The sequence below is a fragment of the Roseomonas sp. GC11 genome (genome assembly GCF_024437745.1).
Taxonomy (GTDB): domain Bacteria; phylum Pseudomonadota; class Alphaproteobacteria; order Acetobacterales; family Acetobacteraceae; genus Pseudoroseomonas.
The window spans coordinates 37,584-52,963 of record NZ_JANFNY010000020.1; the positions used below are offsets into that span (position 1 = coordinate 37,584).

Genomic DNA, 15,380 nt, shown 5'->3' on the forward strand with positions numbered 1-15,380 from the left:
AACCCGCCGAGGTCGTTGGATGATGTCTCCGAAGTTTCGCCGTTCCGTGATGGGTGCCCTGGCCGCCGTCGCGCTGCTGCCTTCGCTGGCTGCACCCCTGGCCCCGGCCATGGCGGCCGAAGCCGCCCCCAAGAAGGAGTTCGAATTCGTCACCCTGGGCGATTTCACGGTGAATCTGCCCGGTACGAACCGCCGCATGTCCTATGTGGTGGTGTCGGTGACGCTGGAGACGAAGGCGGAGCAGACGCAGCAGTTCCGTGATCTTTCGCCGCGCCTGAAGCAGGCGGTCCTGCGCCGCCTGATGGCGATGTCCGAGCGCCAGGAGCTGCGCCCGGGCCGGCTGGATCCCGCGCTGCTGCGCGACAGCCTCTATGACAGCCTGGCGCAGGTCCAGGAGGATGGGCTCAAGGACGTGGTCATCACCCGCCTGATCCTGAGCTGAAACGAGGCGGCCGCGGACTTCGCCGCGGCCGCCTGTCATTGAGGGAGGGGCGCGAGCGCCCCATTGCTGTGGCCCGCGCCCCTCTCGTGCCGGGCCTTTGCCGCGCGCCGCGCGGGCCTGCGGGCTTTCCCCTTCCGCCGCGCGGCGTCAGCTGCCGAGGCGCGTGACCTCGCTGGCATTGACGATCGAGCCATTGTTGAGGACGAGCTGCGTCGTCCCCGTGGTGCTGTCGCGGCGCACTTCCGTCACCGTGCCGCTGAGCGCCACCGTGCCCGCCGTCTGGCGCGTGCCGCTGCTGTCCTCGCCCACCACCCGCACCGTGTATTTGCCGGCGGCCAGCGCATTGCCGCTGCTGTCCTTGCCGTCGAAGGTCATGGTGGTGGTGGCGGCGCTGAGCGAGACGCTGCGCACCACCGAACCATTGGAATTCAGGACCTCCAGCCGGGTGCTCTTCAGCCCGGAGGCGGAGACATCGACCGTCATCGGCACCGTCTGGCCGGTCTGGGCGAGGGTGAGGCTGCTCGCCGTGGTCTTGATGGACTTGCCGAGCAGGGCGGCATTCTCGGCCAGGGTGTCGCCGGCGGTCAGGGCGGAGGAAATGCCCTGCAGCAGGGTGTTGGTCTTGGTCTGCTGCTCGACCTGGGAGAACTGCGCGAGCTGGGCGACGAACTGCGTCGCATCCGTCGGGTTCATCGGGTCCTGATACTGGAGCTGTGCGGTCAGCAGCTTCAGGAAGCGGTCGAAATCCGAGCTGCTGCTGGAGTTCAGCGTGGTGGTGGGCGCCGTCGTCGTGGTGGAGGACGTGCCGCTGGTCGCGCTCACGGCGCTGGTGGTGGCCATTGGAATCTCCCGGCGCGTGGCGCCTCAGGCGATGATGTCGATCAGGCTGTCCGAGGCGGGGCGGGGCGGGGTCTCGGCTTCGGCGGAGAGATCCCCGGCGCGCTCCTGGGCGGCCTGGGCCAGGCGGAAGGCCTGTTCCTCGGCCGTCTCGGTGTCCTGCCGCGGCAGGGCGCCATGCTGGAGGTCAAGCCCGGATTGTCCGAGCTGGAGGCCCGCCTGCTCCATCTGCTGCAACAGGCTTTGCCTGTCCTGGCGCAGGGCCTCGAAGGTGTCGCTGCGCTCGGCGGCCATGACCACCTGGTGCACCTGTCCTTCGCGGAAGGTCAGGCGCAGTTCGACGCGCCCGAGCTCCGGCGGGGTGAGTTCGACGGAAACGGTCTGCTGACCCTTCCCGGCGGCATCGGCGAGGCGCAGCACGATCTGCGGCGCGGCCTCGGCGGCGATGCGGGCATGGTGGGGCGATTGCGGCACCAGCTCCGGCGCCGCGCCCTGCTGGCTGGCCTGCTGGGCCGCCTGGGCGGCGCCGGACTGGGTGGCCTGGGCCGCGGCCGTGGCGAGCAGCCCGGCCGAGGTCTCGTTGCCGGGCAGCACCACCGGGCTGGCCTGGGCCAGCACGGGCGCGGGCGGCGCGGCATGCGGCTGCGGCGGGGCGGGGGAGGAAGCCTTGTCCGCCGCGCCGGCCTGCGGGGTGGCGGGGTGGAGGCTGCTATCCTCCTCCGGCACCAGGGCGGAGAGCGCGGCATCGGCCCCCACCCCAGCTCCGGCCTGGGGCGTGGCCGCGTCCTGGCCGGCCGTGGCGTTGGCCTGGGCCTCCGCCTGGGCGGCGGCGCGGCTGGCCGAGGCGGCGGGCCAGGCGGGCGGGGCCAGCGTGGCCCGGCGCGGCGCGGGCTGCGCCGTGGCCTCGGCCCCAGCCTGGCTTTGTGGCAGGGTCTGCGCCTGGGCCTGCGCGGCCTCGGCGGCTTCGGTGAGCAGGAGCTGCGCGGATTGGGCCTCCGCGGATTGGGCCAGGGCGGCGGCTTCCGCGCCCTCCCCGCTTTCCGGCACGGGCAGGATGCTGCCCGCCGGCCCGTCCTGGCCGGCCATGGCCGCGAGGGCCTGCGCCGCGGCCCCCTCCAGCGTGGTGCCGGGCGGCGCCTGTGGCGCACCGGGTGCGGCCTCCCCGGCGGCAGCCCCCACGGCCGCCCCGAGGGTGGCCTCGAGAGCAGCCTGTGTGGCGGCGGCGGCATCCTGCGCGGCGGCGATGGCCGGGGCCAGGGCCGTCATCTCCGCATTGGCCGCGCCCTCGCCGGTGAGGGTGGCAGGCTGGGCCGGGGTGTTGGCCTGCCATTGCAGGAACCCGGCCAATTGGCTGGCTTCCTCGGCGGCGGCGGCGAGCATGTCCCAGGGCAGGTCACCGGCGACCAGCGGGGTGGTGCTGCTGTCGCTGTCCTCCGGCGGGGCCGGGGCGGCGGCGGTGTCCTCGGTCACGCCGGCCAGGAACTGGGCGAAATCCCCAGGGGCGGACGTATCGGACGGGGTGTCGGGGGCTGTCGCGGAGGCCGGGCCTGCGCTGCGTTCCCCTTCGCCACGGCCAAGCAGGCGCGCCGGAAGGGCAGCATCGGAGCCGATCGGTATCGCCATGGAGTTCTTCCTGTCGCCGCCATTTTCGCGGTCGGCCCTGGCGCCGGAACGCCAGGGCCAGGGAGGAGCGGGAAGCGGAGTGTCAGCCGAACAGGTCGTCCACCGCGCTCTGGCCGAGGCCGCCCTGGGCGGCGGAACTCGGACCATTGAGCAGGTGGGCGTCCGGGCGGTCGTCGTTCTTCTCTTCCCAGGCTTTGCTGCTGGCCTCCTCGGGCTTGATGCCCATGAGGCTGACCAGCGTCGTCACCCGCGCCTCCACCTGCCGCATCGTCGACAGGATCTTGCGCAGGCGCTGCCCGGTGATGTCCTGGAAGGCACAGGCCAGGACGATGCTGGTCGCGGCGTCATTGACCTCCGCGAGGTCCGCGCGGGTATCGGTGGAGGTGCCGGCGTGCAGCCGGCCGGCGGCCGCCTGTGCCCGTTCCGCCTGCCGCAGGATCTCGAAGGCCGCGCCTTCGGTATCGACCACGACGGCGTCCAGCGTATCGCCGAGCCCGATCGGCGGCGGGGAGAGGCCGATGACCTCCGCCCGCGTCTCCGCCAGGAGCTTCGACATGCTGCGCATCTCGTCCAGCGCCTGGGTCAGCTTATCGGCTGAGGCGGCGTCCGTGACCGAACCCAGGCCCAGCAGCCGGTCCACTTCACCCGCGATGGCAGCCGCATGCCCGGCGATCCGGGTCAGCCCGGATGGGGGCGTTGGCGTTCCGCTCACACTGCCCCCTTAGCCCACCACAGACGCGATTTTCGCCTTCAGCGTCTCGGCCGTGAACGGCTTGACGATGTACTGCGAGGCGCCCGCCTGTTTCGCGGCGATGACGTTCTCGGTCTTGCTCTCGGCCGTCACCATGATGAAGGGCATCTTGGCGAGGTTGGCATCGCCACGGACTTCCTTCAGCAGTTCCAGCCCCGTCATCGGCTCCATGTTCCAGTCGGAGATGACGAGGTCGTAGCGGGACACCTTGATCTTCTCCAAGGCTTCCGCCCCGTTCCCCGCCTCCTCGACATCCTTGTAGCCGATCTGGTCGAGCAGGTTTCGCACGATGCGCCGCATGGTGGGATAGTCATCGACAACCAGAATCTTCACGCGCCGGTCCCCCTTCTGCGTCTCGGCGCATCTTTCCTCCAAGCTGCGGTTTTTCGCAAGAACATTTGGCGCCTCGCTGCGCCGCTGGATACGCAGCGGCGCCCCGCCCCACCCCTCTGCGTGCAGCCTCACCCCCTCCTAGGGCGCGCCATACCAGGCGGCATTGCCCTGCCCCGGCCCGCCCCCCGGCTCGCAGCGATGCGCGATGCCCCAGCAGGGCACCACCAGCTGCACCGGCGCGCCGCAGCCCTCGGCCACCGCCTGGCCCAGCCGCAGCGCCGTGGCCGGGCTGGCCGGCAGGGCGCCGAGCAGGGCGGCATCCCCCGCGCCGGCGCGCATCTGCCGGTCCGCCGCCAGCAGCCCCAGCGGATAGGGGCCGCAGCGCGCATCCTCGGGCACCAGCAGCCCCTCCGGCAGGGCCTGCCGCGCCGCGCGCAGGAAGGCATGGCGCCGCGCCGGCCGCCACGCCTCGCCCCAGGCCGCGGCGGCAATGCCCAGCAGCAGGCGCGGCCCCTCCGCCGCCGGCAGCAGCGCCGCCGCGCGCGGCCAGGGCGCCAGCGCCGCCGCCCCCACCGGCTGCTCCCAGGGCGAGGCGAAGCAGGCCGGCAGCAGGCCCAGCCCATCGGCCAGCTGGCTCGCCAGGCTGTCCTCGCCATCCGTCCAGTGGTCCACCAGCTCATAGCGGAGCAGGTCGCTCACCTCATTGCCCAGCAGCTCGTCCAGATGGGCGAAGAGGCCGGTGGAGAGCAGCGGGAAGCGGTCATCCCCCTCCGGCGCGTCCCAGGCCTCGCGCGGGATGGGCGGGCCGTCGGCGGCCAGCGGCTCCCCCGCCACGCTGACGCCGAGCGCGAGCGCCGCCGCCGCCGGCACCATCGCCCAGGCCACCGCCCCGCCCGGGCACCAGCGCAGCAGCGCCGGGCCGGACCAGCCGGCCGCCTCGGGCAGCACGGGGGAGAGCGCCGCGCCCTCGGGCAGCAGCGTCGCCGCCTGCACCGCCCCGACGGGCGGCAGGCCGGGCACGCGCGCGAGCCCGGCCGGGCCATGCGTGACACTGACCAGCCCCGGCAGGCCCGGCAGCAGGTGCCACAGCGCCGCCACCAGCCCGCCCCAGACCCCGATCGCCGAGGCCGGGTCGGGCACCAGCACCCGATCCCCCTGGCGCAGCGCCAGCGCGCCACCCGGCAGCACCAGCGGCCCCGCCGCGCGGTTGGCCAGTGGCGCGATGCAGCTCAGCCGCCGCACCGCCGCACGCTGCGCCGCCGCATCGCCCAGCCGCCGCAGCCGCGCATCGAAATGCCGCAGCCGCGCCATGCCTTCCGGGGTCGCCAGGTCGAAGGACAGCATTCCGTCCAGCGGCGTGTCCTGCAGGGGGGGCGCGGCCGGCTTCAGCATCGGCATCCTGTTCCCGCACGGGTTGAGGGTATAGCTCAACATTTCACCCACCCCCCGTCAATCGCGCGCTTGACGCCATGCATGGGGACGTCATGCGAAAAATTATGGACGAAAGCCACCCATCCGTGGCACCACGGCGCGGTGGGATCGATTCAGGAGAAGCCGAATGCAGATCAACCGCCGCGGCCCCGGCGAGGCTTGCCTCGTCGTGGAGGGCCGTGACGTGCTCGACCTCCTCATTGCCGAGGCGAGCGACGAGGAATACGAGCGCGTGCTGGGCAAGCTGGAGCGTCTGCTGGTCAGCGGGCGCGGCGCGCCCCGCGTGGCGCTGTCCTACCAGGGCGGGCTGCTCGGCCCGGTCCAGGCCGATGTGCCGGTGGAGGTGATCGTCATCGAGGAAGACCCGCATGACGACCCGCCGCTGCGCCTGCTGCGGCGGGAGGTGGGGGCGGATCCGGCGGGGGTGGAAGCCACCGTGGCCGTGGCCGAGCGCCGCGCCGGCCTGCCGCCCGGCCGGCAGGCCGCGCCGGGCACCGCCCTCGGCCTGCCGCGCGCCCCGGCACCGGGTGTCCAGGCACCGGGTGCCCAGGCACCGGGGAAGAAGCCATGAGCACCCCGCGCCAGGCGCGGCTCGACCTCGATGCCGCGCTGCGCCAGCCCCTGCCGCGGGCCGAGGCGGAGGCGCTGGTGGCGCTGCTGATGGGCCGCGCCCCGCGCCCCGCCCCCGCCCATCCGCTGTTCCGCCACCCGGATGCGGAACTGCTGCTCACCGGGGAGAGCCTGGACCATGCCACCGCCGGCTCGCGCATCGTGCAGGAGGAGGAGGCGCCGCGCCTCGCCATCTCCTCCAGCCTGCCGCCGCAGCCGCAGCTGCTCGGCCATGCGCTGGACTGGCTCGGCGGGCTGGTGAAGGGGGAGCCGGGGGAGCTGCTGGGCTTCGTCGTGCCACCAGGCAGCCACCGCCACGATATGCGCCTTCTGGCCTGGGACGGGGCGCGGCTCTGCCCGCTCGGCCCGGTGCCGAAGCCGGAGACGCTGCTGGAGGAGGGATGCAGCATGGCCGCCTTCCAGCGCGCCGCCGGCCTGCCGGACCCGGAGGCGCCGGAGGCGGTGCTGGCCCCGGCCATGCGCCGGGTGGTGCTGGCCCAGCTCGGCCGGCGCGCCCTGCCGGTGGCGCAGCGGCTGCTCGACGGGCGCTTCGACGGGCAGGCCCTGTTCCGCGCCTGGCTGGCGGCGGCGGCGGCGCGGCGGCACGGCTTCACCACCGCCTGCACCCCGCTCTCGCTGACGCTGGCATGAGGTCCGGCGCCATGCGTGGTGGCAAAAACGATTTTTCTTGCGAAAAACACCGGAAGGCCGTAAGCCCTTGTCATCCGCAGGATGCGGCAGTTCGCTGTCCGGTTTCTTGCGAAAATTCCGGACAGGGCCGGCAGAAGGCAGGCGCATGACGCAAGACAGCACCCGGGCGGCGGCCGCGCATTCCCCCATCAGGCTGCGGGGCCGCGCCCATCCCTTCCTGACCCTCGACATCGCCGATCTCGAGCCGGAGGCGCTGGAACAGGCCCTGGCCAGCCGCCTCGCCGGCACCGCCAGCTTCTTCCGCCACGCCCCCGTGCTGCTCGACCTCGGCGCGCTGCCGGCCGATGCCGGGCCGCGCGTCGCCGGGCTGGTGGAGGCGGTGCGCCGCATGGGCCTCGTCCCCGCCGCCTTCCGCGCCCGCTGGCCGGAGGTGGAGCGCGCCGCCCTCGCCGCCGGCCTCGGCCGCATGCTGGAGCCCGAGCCGCGCCAGGACCTCGCCGCCCCCTGCGACCGCCGGCCCACCGTCATCGTCAGCGAGCCGGTCCGCTCCGGCCAGCGCATCTACGCCGCAGAGGCCGATCTCGTGGTGCTGCACTCGGTCTCGCCGGGGGCGCAGCTGCTGGCCGATGGCTGCATCCATGTCTATGGCGCGCTGCGCGGCTCGGCCAGCGCCGGCATCGGCGACGACCCGCATGCCCGCATCTTTGCGAAAATCATGGACGCCGAAATGCTCTCGATCGCCGGGCTCTGGCTCAGCGCCGAGGAAGTGCCCTCCGAATGGGTGAAGCGCCCGGCCCAGCTCGCCATCCGCGACGGCTGGCTGCGCTTTTCCCCCCTGCCCTGACCTTTCCACCGACCGCACGCCCGACAACAGGGAGAACCCGATGTCCGCGACCGTCATCACCATCACCTCCGGCAAGGGCGGCGTCGGCAAGACGACCACCACCGCCGCCTTCGGCGCCGCCCTCGCGCTGCGCGGCAAGCGCGTCTGCGTGGTGGATTTCGACGTCGGCCTGCGCAACCTGGACCTCGTCCTCGGCATCGAGAAGCGGGTGGTCTACGACTTCCTGCACGTCGCCAACGGCCAGGCCAAGCTCGGCCAGGCGCTGATCCGCGACAAGCGCATCGACAATCTCTACGTCCTCGCCACCTCCCAGACGCATGAGAAGGACGCCCTGACCTTCGAGGGGGTCAACCGCGTGATGGCGGAGCTGAAGGAAGAGTTCGACTACATCCTGTGCGACAGCCCGGCCGGGATCGAGCACGGCGCCATCATGGCGCTCTACCACGCCGACCACGCCATCGTGGTCTGCAACCCCGAGGTCAGCTCGATCCGCGACGCCGACCGCATCCTGGGCTTCATCGCCTCCAAGTCGAAGCGCGCCGAGGAAGGGCGGGAGCCGGTGCAGGAGCACCTCCTCGTCACCCGCTTCGACCCGGAGCGGGTGAAGCAGGGCGAGATGCTGCCGCTGCACGATATCCAGGAGATCCTCTCGGCCGAGCTGCTCGGCGTCGTGCCGGAGAGCAAGGCAGTGCTGAAATCCTCCAATGCCGGCGTGCCGGCCAGCCTGGATGAGAACACCGATGCCGGCCGGGCCTACCGCGATGCCGTCTCGCGCTTCCTGGGGGAGGTGCGCAACCCCATCCGCTTGCCGAGCGCCCCCGCGCTGGAGATGGCGGAGGCGGAACCGCGCGGCTTCCTGCGGCGCCTCTTCCGCTTCGCCTGAACCCACAGGACACCCCCGACCATGTCCCTGATTGCCCTGATCCATCGCCGGCGCAACACCGCCGGCCTCGCGGCGGCCAGGCTGCGCCGCCAGATCAGCGCCGACCGCATGGCGGTGCTGGGCGAGGACATCACGCAGCGTATCCAGGACGCCTGCCTGCGGGAGATCCGCAAGCTGGCGCGCGGCGGGAATGTGCGGGTGCGCATCGGCACCTCGCCCACCCTGGAACTGCGCGAAATCGATATCGACCTCACCCCTGGACGCTAGGAGATGCGATGCTGATCTCAGCCTCCCAGTGCCGCATGGCCCGCGCGGCCCTCGGCATGAGCATGCGCGAGCTGGCCGCCGCCGCGGGCGTGTCCGTCAACACGCTGAGCCGGATCGAGGGCGACGGCAATGTCACCAGCCGGACCCTGGCCAAGGTGCAGGACATCCTCGCCCAAAGCGGCGTCGTATTCCGCCGTGACGGCTCCGTCGCCGTGGTGCAGCACGCGCAGCAGAACTGAGCGCGGCCGCGGACCCCTGCGGCCCGCCTCAGCCCCGGCAGAAGCCGGGCAAAGCCAGGGGAAAATCCCCACGCCTTCCGGAAGGGAGGACAGTTCCGTGAGAAACGGCAACAGGGCCGGGGGCAGAACAGCCGCCGGCCCTTTTTCATGCGCCAGGGTTTGGTTCCCTGGGGAGGCTCCGCCTCCCCAGACCCCTCCGCCGGGGTGGCGCGGCCACCCCGGACCCCGCGTTCAGATGGCAGGGTTCGGGGGCCGCGCCCCCGCCTGCCTCAGGCCGCCTTGCGCCGTGGCCGGCTGGGGCGGGCCTCGGCCGGGCTGGCCTCGGCGCCCGGCTCGGCATCGTCATCCTCCAGCAGGGGCATGTTCTCGATCGGCTCCAGGCTGGTGATGTTGGTGGTGGGGTAGAAGGCCACCAACCAGGATTTCAGCGGCGTCTGGCCGGAAGGCTTGGGGAAGCCCTTGTCCAGCGCCCGGCGCAGCCGCGGGTCGATCAGGGCGATGCCATAATCCGGCAGGCTGCGCTTGTGCGTGGCATAGGCGGCGAGCTCGGCCTTGAAGCGGCGCAGGTCCTGGGTGGTGCCGACACGCGAGCGCAGCTTGGCCAGGCCCATGCGGAAGCCGCCCGGCGGCCCGCTGCGCGCGATCTCGTAGAGCCGCTTGGCCACCGGCGGCAGCTCGAAATATTTCGGGCTGTAGGTGAGGAAGTGCTTGTCCTGCACGATGGCGCGGAACAGCCAGGCGCAGAGGGTGAGTTCCACCGCGCGCATCTGCTTCTGCCCGTCGCGGCCCCGGCGATAGAGGATCTTGTATTCATCGAGCCAGCCGAAGCCGCGATCCTCGCCCTCGCCGCCGGTCTCAATGTTGGTGCGGACAAAGGTGGATTTCAGCCGCGCCAGGGACTCTTCCAGCCGCTCATAGGCGGAGCCGCCAGGGGTGCTGCCGGTGGTGATGAAGAAATCATGCGCGGTGAAGGTGATGCGGGCGGAGGGGGACTCTCCGCGGTTGATCTTGTCGGCGATCAGCGAGGCCGAATAGACGAGAAGTTCCTTGTCCCAGATGGAAGCGACGCCGTGCTTGGTGCCGACCACCTCGATCCAGGTGGTGCCGTCGTCATAGCGGGGCAGCTCGGTCTCCTTCTCCCGCCGCAGCGAGAAGAAGTTGTAGACCATGGTGTTGCGGTCGCCCTTGACCTTGCCGACGAGGGGGCTGTCGGTGGCGCCGAAGTTGAAGGCCTGCTGCTCGTCCATCCGCGATCCGCCTCCTGCCCGGATGTTTTGGACGAGGGCGAAGCGCAGCGCCAGCACTGGCTGAGGGGGTGTCGGCGTGGCGACGAGTCTTTTTCCACCCCCCCTCGTCGTGACGCCGACATCCCGGTTCCCCCGATGTGACAAGGCTTCCCGGAGAGTTATCCACACCCCCTCCTCGTCGTGACGCCGACACTCTGTTCTTCACTCGTCGTGACGCCGACAAATCCTCGTCGCGACGCCGACGCAGACTCGTCGTCAGGCCGACGCAGACTCGTCGCCACGCGGACACAACCTCGTCTTAACGCCGACAAGTTTTGCGATAAGCTTTTGATTCTAAAAGTCAAATTTGGGTGTATAACCTTATAACCCTGTAACTCTATGACTCCTTCAACACAAGAAAGGAGAAAGCTCGGGAAAAGCGGGCCTGGAGGGCAGCGCCAGGGGGGCCAGCGTGTCGGCGTAATGACGAACCTGAATATTGGGCAGGGGAACCGTAATCAACCTTTGGTTGATGTCGGCCAAAAGACGATCACCCATCAAGTAATACATGCCAGGGTTTGAAATGAATACCTCGTCGTGACGCCGACACATGGCGGGCAGCCCAAGGGATATCTGTATCGCGGCGACCGGGGCGCGATTCTGGGGGTTTTCTCCACGGGTTCTTCAGGGTGTGTCACGCGGAATCAAACAAAGATGGTAGGGGCGTTTTATGCGAAAAATATGGAAGCTGTAGGAGGGCTGCCCTAAACTGCCGCCATCGCCGCGCCGAGCGCGGCCCTGGTGGGAGAATCCCAATGCTTGACGGACGGCTCATCGGCCCCCTGCTGCTGCTGGCCGGCAGCGTCTGCCTGGTGTTTCCCGGCACGCTGTCCTCCTGGCTCGCGCCACAGGAGGGTGCGCTGGCAGGCTTCACAACCATCGCGCTGGGCATTGGCGCAGCCCTGGTCGGATGGCGCAGCGATCTCGCCGATGCCTCCTTCCACGCCCATAGTGCATTGCGGCATATGGCGGTCGGGGCTGGCCTTACCGGTCCCGCGAAGCGCATGCGCATCCGCATCCGCTGCGCCCGTTAACGAAGGGCGGCGCCAGAACAGCCCCGGTGGCACCGGGGTGGCGCCTCAGTTCCCTGCATGGAAGGACAAGAGATGACTGATCCCCTGAACGGCCGCGAGATCTGGGTGGTCTGGGGCGGGATCTTCCGTGACACCAGCTTCCAGGAGCTGGAAGAGGGCACGGAGGAACTGCACGGTCCCTTCCACAGCCTCGAAGCCGCCGAGAAGGCGTGGCTCGAGCGCATGCGGCGGATGGTGGATATCGCGTCACACCGGCTTTTCGTGCTGCGGGCGGTGGCCGTGCCCGGGCGGGGCGCCTGATGCGGCGCGGCCTGCCCGCCCTGCCCGGCGCGCCCCTGGCGGTGCCGCAGGGGTGGCTGGGCCGCTGTCTCTCGGCCGCGCCGCCCTGGCGGCGCGCGTCAGACCTCGTTCCCGCCCAGAGCCGGCGGGAACGTGCCCTCGAACAGGCGATGGAAGCCCTGGCGGACCGCCTGGCGCGGACCGAGATCGCCCTGCTGCGCGAACAGCGGCGCACGGACCGTGAGAGCGCCCGGGCCGAGGCGGCGGAAGCCGCGGTGGTGCGGCTTCAGGATGCGCTGGACCGGCTGCGGCAGACGCAGCGCGAGCCTTTCCACCCGGCCTGAAGCACGGCCGGGCGCGCCAGCCTTACTGCGAAAACACCTTGGAGAAGCGGGCGGCCCGCTCGGCGGGCGGCAGCTGCAGCAGCGTCGGCGCCGGGCGCTCGGCCGCGGCCTGTGCGTGGGCGGGCTGCGGCGCCGCGGCACCATGGGGAAGCTGAGCCAGGGCGAAGCCACCAGCGGAGAGGGCGAGCAGCAGAGCGACGGCGAAACGGCCAAGCGACATGGGAGTGGCTCTCGTGACAGGGCCCCGGCTGGTCCGGGGCACGGGCACATTTTAACCACTCGTAAATAAAAATCGACGATTCATTTTTTTTGAGGCACCCCTGCGGGGCGTGCAGCGCTGCTTTGGGGGTAACCTGTCCGTGAGCCACCACAGGCGCACCCCTTCTGGGCGTTCTGTGGTTTTCCCGGGAGCCATGCTGATGGGCCTGACGCAGGTGCCGCGCTTCATCGCGCCGCATTTTATCGAGATCGAGGGCAGTGCCGACATTCCCGGCCCTGTCCGCCGCGCCTGCGCCTTCACCACTGCCGCCCCTGGATGGCCGCGTGACGCCGACGGCGCCACGCACCGGCACCGCTGCCAGCTGCTTTCCCATAGCGGGCGGTGGCAGGAGGCGGGGCCGGTGAACTGGCGGACCGAAACTTCTTCCTGCCTGGCGGCGCCGGGGGAGGCTCCGGTGGTTGTCGAGGGCTCGGCGCCCGACCTGATGCATGCCATCGCCGCCGCGCTGGGGGCTGCCCATGCTCCATTGCCGCCGCGCGGCGTGGAGCCGGCGACGCCGGCGGCGGTGATCTGCATCGCCCCGGCCTTTGTCGAGATGCAGCGCGAACCGGGCATGCCGCGCATCTGGGTGAGCAGCCATCTCAGCGCGACGGGGGTGGTTTCGGCGGTGCAGCCCTGGACGCATCTGATCACCGCCTTCATCCGCGAATGGCCTTCCGGCGAGGGTGGCGGTTTCCGCTGCGAGCTGGAGGCGCTGCCCTATGCGGCGGTGATGCCGGGCCTGGCGACCACCGGCACTCCGGAGCGTGAAATGCAATTCTGGGAGGCGCCGACGCTGGAGGCTGCCATCCGGGGTAGCATGGTGCGGATTTTCGCGCCGCGCGTGGCGACGCCGGGCCTGGATGTCGGCGAGGGCGGCGGCTGAGGCCGCCAAACTGGCAGAGTCTTTTTGCTTCTTTTTCTTCAGAAAAAGAAGTTTCTTTCTAATTCAACCATTTAACTTACGCCTCTGGCAGGGCTGATCCTGGCGGTAGCCGGTATCCCCGCCGGAGCTTGCGGCGTGCCAGGGCGAGGCCGGCGGCGCGCGCCTCTCCTTCCGCGGCGTAATGATCCTGCCGCACCTGCCCGGATGCGCCGCGCCGCCCCCATTCCCGCAGCAGGGACCAGCCGCCGAACAGCTCGCGCTGGACGCGCAGGCGGTAGAAGCGGTCCATGTTCCGCGCCGGCTCATGCCGGTGCAGCAGCAGCGACAGCATCGGGCGGGCCATCCTCCAGGCCGGGAGCGGTACTCTGCGACCGCGCTCCATCAACCGTCAACCACAAAAGTTGACGTTGACGTCGCCGGGGTGGTTTGGCAGCCTCCGCGCCGGGTTCTGACGTCAGAAGTACGGATCGGGGGATCGGGGCATGGAGGGGGAAGCGCTGCGGGCGCTGCGGCAGCAGTTGCGGCTCAGCCAGTCGGAGCTGAAGGACGCGCTGAACCGCGAGCTCAGCCGCAGCTATGACAAGCCGCGCATCTCGCGCTGGGAGAATGGACGCGAGCCGATCCCGGAGGAGGTGGCGCGCAGCGTGCAGGCGCTGGCGCAGGAGCGGCCGCGGCATGCGCGCATCCTGGTGCTGGCCAACCAGAAGGGCGGTGTCGGCAAGACGACGTCGGCCTTGAACCTGGCGGCCGGGCTGGCGCGGCAGGGGCAGCGGGTGCTGCTGGTGGATCTCGACCCGCAGGCCACGGCCTCGGTGGCGCTGCTGGCGGAGCGGCATGTGGAGGCATGGCGGCAGGGCCGCACCATGGCCCATGTCATCCTGCGGGAGCAGCCGGTGGAGGGCGCCATCCTGCCGCGCGGCGATGCGCTGCTGGCGCCGCAGACGCCTTTCGACCTCGCCCCCAGCCATATCGAGCTGGCCGAGACGGATAGCCGCCGCGAACCCGGCTTCGATGTCGCCCTGCGCGAGGCGCTGGAGGCTGTGCGCGGGCGCTATGACACCATCGTCGTCGATGCGCCGCCCAATCTCGGCATGCTGACGGTGATGGGGCTGGCGGCGGCGGATGCGGTGATCATCCCCGTCCGCACCGAGCCGTATGACAGCATGGGGGTGGGCCTGATCCTCTCCACCATCGGCAAGGTGCAGCGGCGGCTGAACCCGGCGCTGCGGCTGGCCGGCATCCTGCCCACGCAGTATGGCGCGCGGAAATCGGTGGACCGTGAGGTGCTGGAGCAGCTGGTGGCCATCATGGCCGGCCGTGCGCCGGTGCTGGAGCCGGTGCCGGCCAGCGCGGTGTTCGGCCATGCCGCGCGCAATGGCCGCATCGCGCTGGAGGTTTCGGCCAGTTCCCCGGCGGTTGGGGTCTATGCGCGGCTGGCGCATGCGCTGGCGGCGGGCGCCCCCCTGCCCGAGGCGGTCCTGGCGCCGCTGGAGGCCAGCGCGTGAGCCGGGCGCGGGCGAAGCCGGCCTCTCCCGTGCTGGGGGCGGCGATGTCGGTGATCGGCGCGGCGGCGGAAGGGCTGGTGCCGCAGGACAGCCGCTTCCGCCATTCCTTCGAGGCGCCGCTGGCGCGCATCCACCCCGACCCCGACCAGCCGCGCAAGAATTTCGACGAGGCGGAGATCGCCGCCCTGGCCGCGACCATGCAGGCGGAGGGGCAGTTGCAGCCGGTGCTGCTGCGCCGCCACCCGGAGCGGCGGGGCGAATGGCTGCTGGTGGCGGGGGAGCGGCGCTTTCGCGCGGCGCGGCGGAATGGCTGGCCGAGCCTGCTGGCGATCGAGCACACGGGGGATGCGGCGCTGGCGGCGCTGCTGGAGAATCTGCAGCGGCAGGACCTGACCCCGGCGGAGGAGGCGCGTGGCCTGCAACGGCTGCTGGAGCAGCGCGGCATGACGCAGGCGGCGGCGGCGGCGCTGCTGGGCCGCAGCCCGGCGGAGATCAGTGCCACGCTGCGGCTGCTGACCCTGCCGGCGGCCTTCCTGGAGGGGGCGGGCGCCGTGCCGCGCAACCTGCTGGTGGAGCTGGCGCGGCTGGAGGAGGGCCCGCTGCGCGACCGGCTGCTGCGGCAGGCGGCGGCGGGGGGGCTGACGGTGCGGGCTTTGCGCGCCGCGCGGGCCGCCGGGCCTGCGCCCTCGCCTGCCCCGGCTTCTGAATCGGCTTCTGAACCTGGGCCCGTGCCGCTGCGCCCGGCGTCGCTGGCGTCGCTGGCGGAGGCGCTGGAGCGGCGCCATGCCGCCGGGACGCCGCTGGAGCCGGTGGAGCGGCGCCACCTGGCGGTGCTGCGGGCGCGGATTGACGCGCTGCTGGAGTTCTGACCCTTTTA

Annotated in this window: 21 protein-coding genes; 13 read left to right on the top strand and 8 right to left on the bottom strand. The window is 71.3% G+C overall.

All coding sequences use genetic code 11. The annotated features are described in order from the left end of the window. Nucleotides 1–22 precede the first annotated feature (22 nt). Nucleotides 23–442 (top strand): flagellar basal body-associated FliL family protein, encoded by a 420-nt coding sequence (locus tag NON00_RS08420; protein WP_256019747.1) that lies wholly within the window; start codon nucleotides 23–25, stop codon nucleotides 440–442. Nucleotides 443–589: 147 nt separating this feature from the next. Here NON00_RS08420 and NON00_RS08425 read toward each other — a convergent pair whose 3' ends face one another. From NON00_RS08425 to NON00_RS08445, 5 genes are all read right to left on the bottom strand, one after another. Beyond that, nucleotides 590–1,282, bottom strand: coding sequence for a flagellar hook assembly protein FlgD (locus NON00_RS08425; protein WP_256019750.1), 693 nt, complete (start codon nucleotides 1,280–1,282; stop codon nucleotides 590–592). Between the two features lie 24 nt (nucleotides 1,283–1,306). Continuing rightward, a complete protein-coding gene (locus NON00_RS24725) occupies nucleotides 1,307–2,902 on the bottom strand; it encodes a flagellar hook-length control protein FliK (protein WP_305123266.1) in 1,596 nt (531 codons plus the stop codon). 82 nt (nucleotides 2,903–2,984) lie between these two features. After that, nucleotides 2,985–3,614, bottom strand: coding sequence for a protein phosphatase CheZ (locus NON00_RS08435; protein WP_256019753.1), 630 nt, complete (start codon nucleotides 3,612–3,614; stop codon nucleotides 2,985–2,987). Between the two features lie 9 nt (nucleotides 3,615–3,623). Then, nucleotides 3,624–3,986, bottom strand: coding sequence for a response regulator (locus NON00_RS08440; RefSeq protein ID WP_256019756.1), 363 nt, complete (start codon nucleotides 3,984–3,986; stop codon nucleotides 3,624–3,626). Nucleotides 3,987–4,124: 138 nt separating this feature from the next. Further along, nucleotides 4,125–5,378 (bottom strand): hypothetical protein, encoded by a 1,254-nt coding sequence (locus NON00_RS08445; protein WP_256019759.1) that lies wholly within the window; start codon nucleotides 5,376–5,378, stop codon nucleotides 4,125–4,127. 166 nt (nucleotides 5,379–5,544) lie between these two features. Here NON00_RS08445 and NON00_RS08450 point away from each other — a divergent pair, with 166 nt between their 5' ends. The 6 genes from NON00_RS08450 to NON00_RS08475 all read left to right on the top strand — a co-directional run bounded on the left by NON00_RS08450 (nucleotide 5,545) and on the right by NON00_RS08475 (nucleotide 8,910). Further along, nucleotides 5,545–5,988, top strand: coding sequence for a hypothetical protein (locus NON00_RS08450; protein ID WP_256019762.1), 444 nt, complete (start codon nucleotides 5,545–5,547; stop codon nucleotides 5,986–5,988). Then, nucleotides 5,985–6,677, top strand: a complete 693-nt coding sequence (locus tag NON00_RS08455; protein WP_256019765.1) for a hypothetical protein — start codon at nucleotides 5,985–5,987, stop codon at nucleotides 6,675–6,677. The genes NON00_RS08450 and NON00_RS08455 overlap by 4 nt, the downstream gene beginning before the upstream one ends. A gap of 145 nt (nucleotides 6,678–6,822) precedes the next feature. Next, a complete protein-coding gene (gene minC / locus NON00_RS08460; RefSeq protein WP_256019768.1) occupies nucleotides 6,823–7,521 on the top strand; it encodes a septum site-determining protein MinC in 699 nt (232 codons plus the stop codon). Nucleotides 7,522–7,561: 40 nt separating this feature from the next. Then, on the top strand, nucleotides 7,562–8,404 hold the full coding sequence (gene minD / locus NON00_RS08465; protein WP_256019770.1) for a septum site-determining protein MinD: 843 nt from the start codon (nucleotides 7,562–7,564) through the stop codon (nucleotides 8,402–8,404). Nucleotides 8,405–8,425: 21 nt separating this feature from the next. Further along, a complete protein-coding gene (locus NON00_RS08470; protein WP_256019772.1) occupies nucleotides 8,426–8,671 on the top strand; it encodes a hypothetical protein in 246 nt (81 codons plus the stop codon). Between the two features lie 8 nt (nucleotides 8,672–8,679). After that, complete coding sequence (locus tag NON00_RS08475; RefSeq protein ID WP_256019774.1) at nucleotides 8,680–8,910, top strand: helix-turn-helix domain-containing protein; 231 nt, start codon at nucleotides 8,680–8,682, stop codon at nucleotides 8,908–8,910. A 269-nt stretch (nucleotides 8,911–9,179) separates the two neighbouring features. On the opposite strand, the gene NON00_RS08480 is transcribed toward NON00_RS08475, so the two are convergent. Beyond that, entirely contained in the window at nucleotides 9,180–10,157 is a 978-nt protein-coding gene (locus NON00_RS08480) for a replication initiator protein A (protein WP_256019777.1), read from the bottom strand. A 794-nt stretch (nucleotides 10,158–10,951) separates the two neighbouring features. Here NON00_RS08480 and NON00_RS08485 point away from each other — a divergent pair. The 3 genes from NON00_RS08485 to NON00_RS08495 all read left to right on the top strand — a co-directional run bounded on the left by NON00_RS08485 (nucleotide 10,952) and on the right by NON00_RS08495 (nucleotide 11,853). Beyond that, nucleotides 10,952–11,230 carry a hypothetical protein gene (locus NON00_RS08485; protein WP_256019780.1) on the top strand — a complete coding sequence of 93 codons (279 nt, stop codon included), beginning with the start codon at nucleotides 10,952–10,954 and terminating at the stop codon, nucleotides 11,228–11,230. Between the two features lie 72 nt (nucleotides 11,231–11,302). Beyond that, a complete protein-coding gene (locus NON00_RS08490) occupies nucleotides 11,303–11,530 on the top strand; it encodes a hypothetical protein (RefSeq protein ID WP_256019783.1) in 228 nt (75 codons plus the stop codon). Next, complete coding sequence (locus NON00_RS08495) at nucleotides 11,530–11,853, top strand: hypothetical protein (protein ID WP_256019785.1); 324 nt, start codon at nucleotides 11,530–11,532, stop codon at nucleotides 11,851–11,853. The genes NON00_RS08490 and NON00_RS08495 overlap by 1 nt, the downstream gene beginning before the upstream one ends. A 22-nt stretch (nucleotides 11,854–11,875) precedes the next feature. Here the strand turns inward: NON00_RS08495 and NON00_RS08500 are convergent, their stop codons facing one another. Beyond that, a complete protein-coding gene (locus tag NON00_RS08500) occupies nucleotides 11,876–12,073 on the bottom strand; it encodes a hypothetical protein (RefSeq protein WP_256019787.1) in 198 nt (65 codons plus the stop codon). Nucleotides 12,074–12,272: 199 nt separating this feature from the next. Here NON00_RS08500 and NON00_RS08505 point away from each other — a divergent pair, with 199 nt between their 5' ends. Then, nucleotides 12,273–12,998: a hypothetical protein gene (locus tag NON00_RS08505; RefSeq protein WP_256019790.1), complete on the top strand. Its 726-nt coding sequence runs from the start codon at nucleotides 12,273–12,275 to the stop codon at nucleotides 12,996–12,998. A 76-nt stretch (nucleotides 12,999–13,074) separates the two neighbouring features. Here the strand turns inward: NON00_RS08505 and NON00_RS08510 are convergent, their stop codons facing one another. Continuing rightward, nucleotides 13,075–13,329: a WGR domain-containing protein gene (locus tag NON00_RS08510; protein WP_256019793.1), complete on the bottom strand. Its 255-nt coding sequence runs from the start codon at nucleotides 13,327–13,329 to the stop codon at nucleotides 13,075–13,077. Nucleotides 13,330–13,480: 151 nt separating this feature from the next. Here NON00_RS08510 and NON00_RS08515 point away from each other — a divergent pair, with 151 nt between their 5' ends. Continuing rightward, complete coding sequence (locus NON00_RS08515; protein WP_256019798.1) at nucleotides 13,481–14,503, top strand: ParA family protein; 1,023 nt, start codon at nucleotides 13,481–13,483, stop codon at nucleotides 14,501–14,503. After that, entirely contained in the window at nucleotides 14,500–15,372 is an 873-nt protein-coding gene (locus NON00_RS08520) for a ParB/RepB/Spo0J family partition protein (RefSeq protein WP_256019801.1), read from the top strand. The genes NON00_RS08515 and NON00_RS08520 overlap by 4 nt, the downstream gene beginning before the upstream one ends. Nucleotides 15,373–15,380: the final 8 nt, after the last annotated feature.

Excerpts from the sequence above, each read along its gene's own strand:
- NON00_RS08420 (WP_256019747.1), top strand. The coding sequence starts at position 23 with ATGTCTCCGAAGTTTCGCCGTTCCGTGATGGGTGCCCTGGCCGCCGTC.
- NON00_RS08425 (WP_256019750.1), bottom strand. The coding sequence starts at position 1,282 with ATGGCCACCACCAGCGCCGTGAGCGCGACCAGCGGCACGTCCTCCACC.
- NON00_RS24725 (WP_305123266.1), bottom strand. The coding sequence starts at position 2,902 with ATGGCGATACCGATCGGCTCCGATGCTGCCCTTCCGGCGCGCCTGCTT.
- NON00_RS08445 (WP_256019759.1), bottom strand. The coding sequence starts at position 5,378 with ATGCTGAAGCCGGCCGCGCCCCCCCTGCAGGACACGCCGCTGGACGGA.
- NON00_RS08450 (WP_256019762.1), top strand. The coding sequence starts at position 5,545 with ATGCAGATCAACCGCCGCGGCCCCGGCGAGGCTTGCCTCGTCGTGGAG.
- NON00_RS08455 (WP_256019765.1), top strand. The coding sequence starts at position 5,985 with ATGAGCACCCCGCGCCAGGCGCGGCTCGACCTCGATGCCGCGCTGCGC.
- minC (WP_256019768.1), top strand. The coding sequence starts at position 6,823 with ATGACGCAAGACAGCACCCGGGCGGCGGCCGCGCATTCCCCCATCAGG.
- minD (WP_256019770.1), top strand. The coding sequence starts at position 7,562 with ATGTCCGCGACCGTCATCACCATCACCTCCGGCAAGGGCGGCGTCGGC.
- NON00_RS08470 (WP_256019772.1), top strand. The coding sequence starts at position 8,426 with ATGTCCCTGATTGCCCTGATCCATCGCCGGCGCAACACCGCCGGCCTC.
- NON00_RS08475 (WP_256019774.1), top strand. The coding sequence starts at position 8,680 with ATGCTGATCTCAGCCTCCCAGTGCCGCATGGCCCGCGCGGCCCTCGGC.
- NON00_RS08480 (WP_256019777.1), bottom strand. The coding sequence starts at position 10,157 with ATGGACGAGCAGCAGGCCTTCAACTTCGGCGCCACCGACAGCCCCCTC.
- NON00_RS08485 (WP_256019780.1), top strand. The coding sequence starts at position 10,952 with ATGCTTGACGGACGGCTCATCGGCCCCCTGCTGCTGCTGGCCGGCAGC.
- NON00_RS08490 (WP_256019783.1), top strand. The coding sequence starts at position 11,303 with ATGACTGATCCCCTGAACGGCCGCGAGATCTGGGTGGTCTGGGGCGGG.
- NON00_RS08495 (WP_256019785.1), top strand. The coding sequence starts at position 11,530 with ATGCGGCGCGGCCTGCCCGCCCTGCCCGGCGCGCCCCTGGCGGTGCCG.
- NON00_RS08500 (WP_256019787.1), bottom strand. The coding sequence starts at position 12,073 with ATGTCGCTTGGCCGTTTCGCCGTCGCTCTGCTGCTCGCCCTCTCCGCT.
- NON00_RS08505 (WP_256019790.1), top strand. The coding sequence starts at position 12,273 with ATGGGCCTGACGCAGGTGCCGCGCTTCATCGCGCCGCATTTTATCGAG.
- NON00_RS08510 (WP_256019793.1), bottom strand. The coding sequence starts at position 13,329 with ATGCTGTCGCTGCTGCTGCACCGGCATGAGCCGGCGCGGAACATGGAC.
- NON00_RS08515 (WP_256019798.1), top strand. The coding sequence starts at position 13,481 with ATGGAGGGGGAAGCGCTGCGGGCGCTGCGGCAGCAGTTGCGGCTCAGC.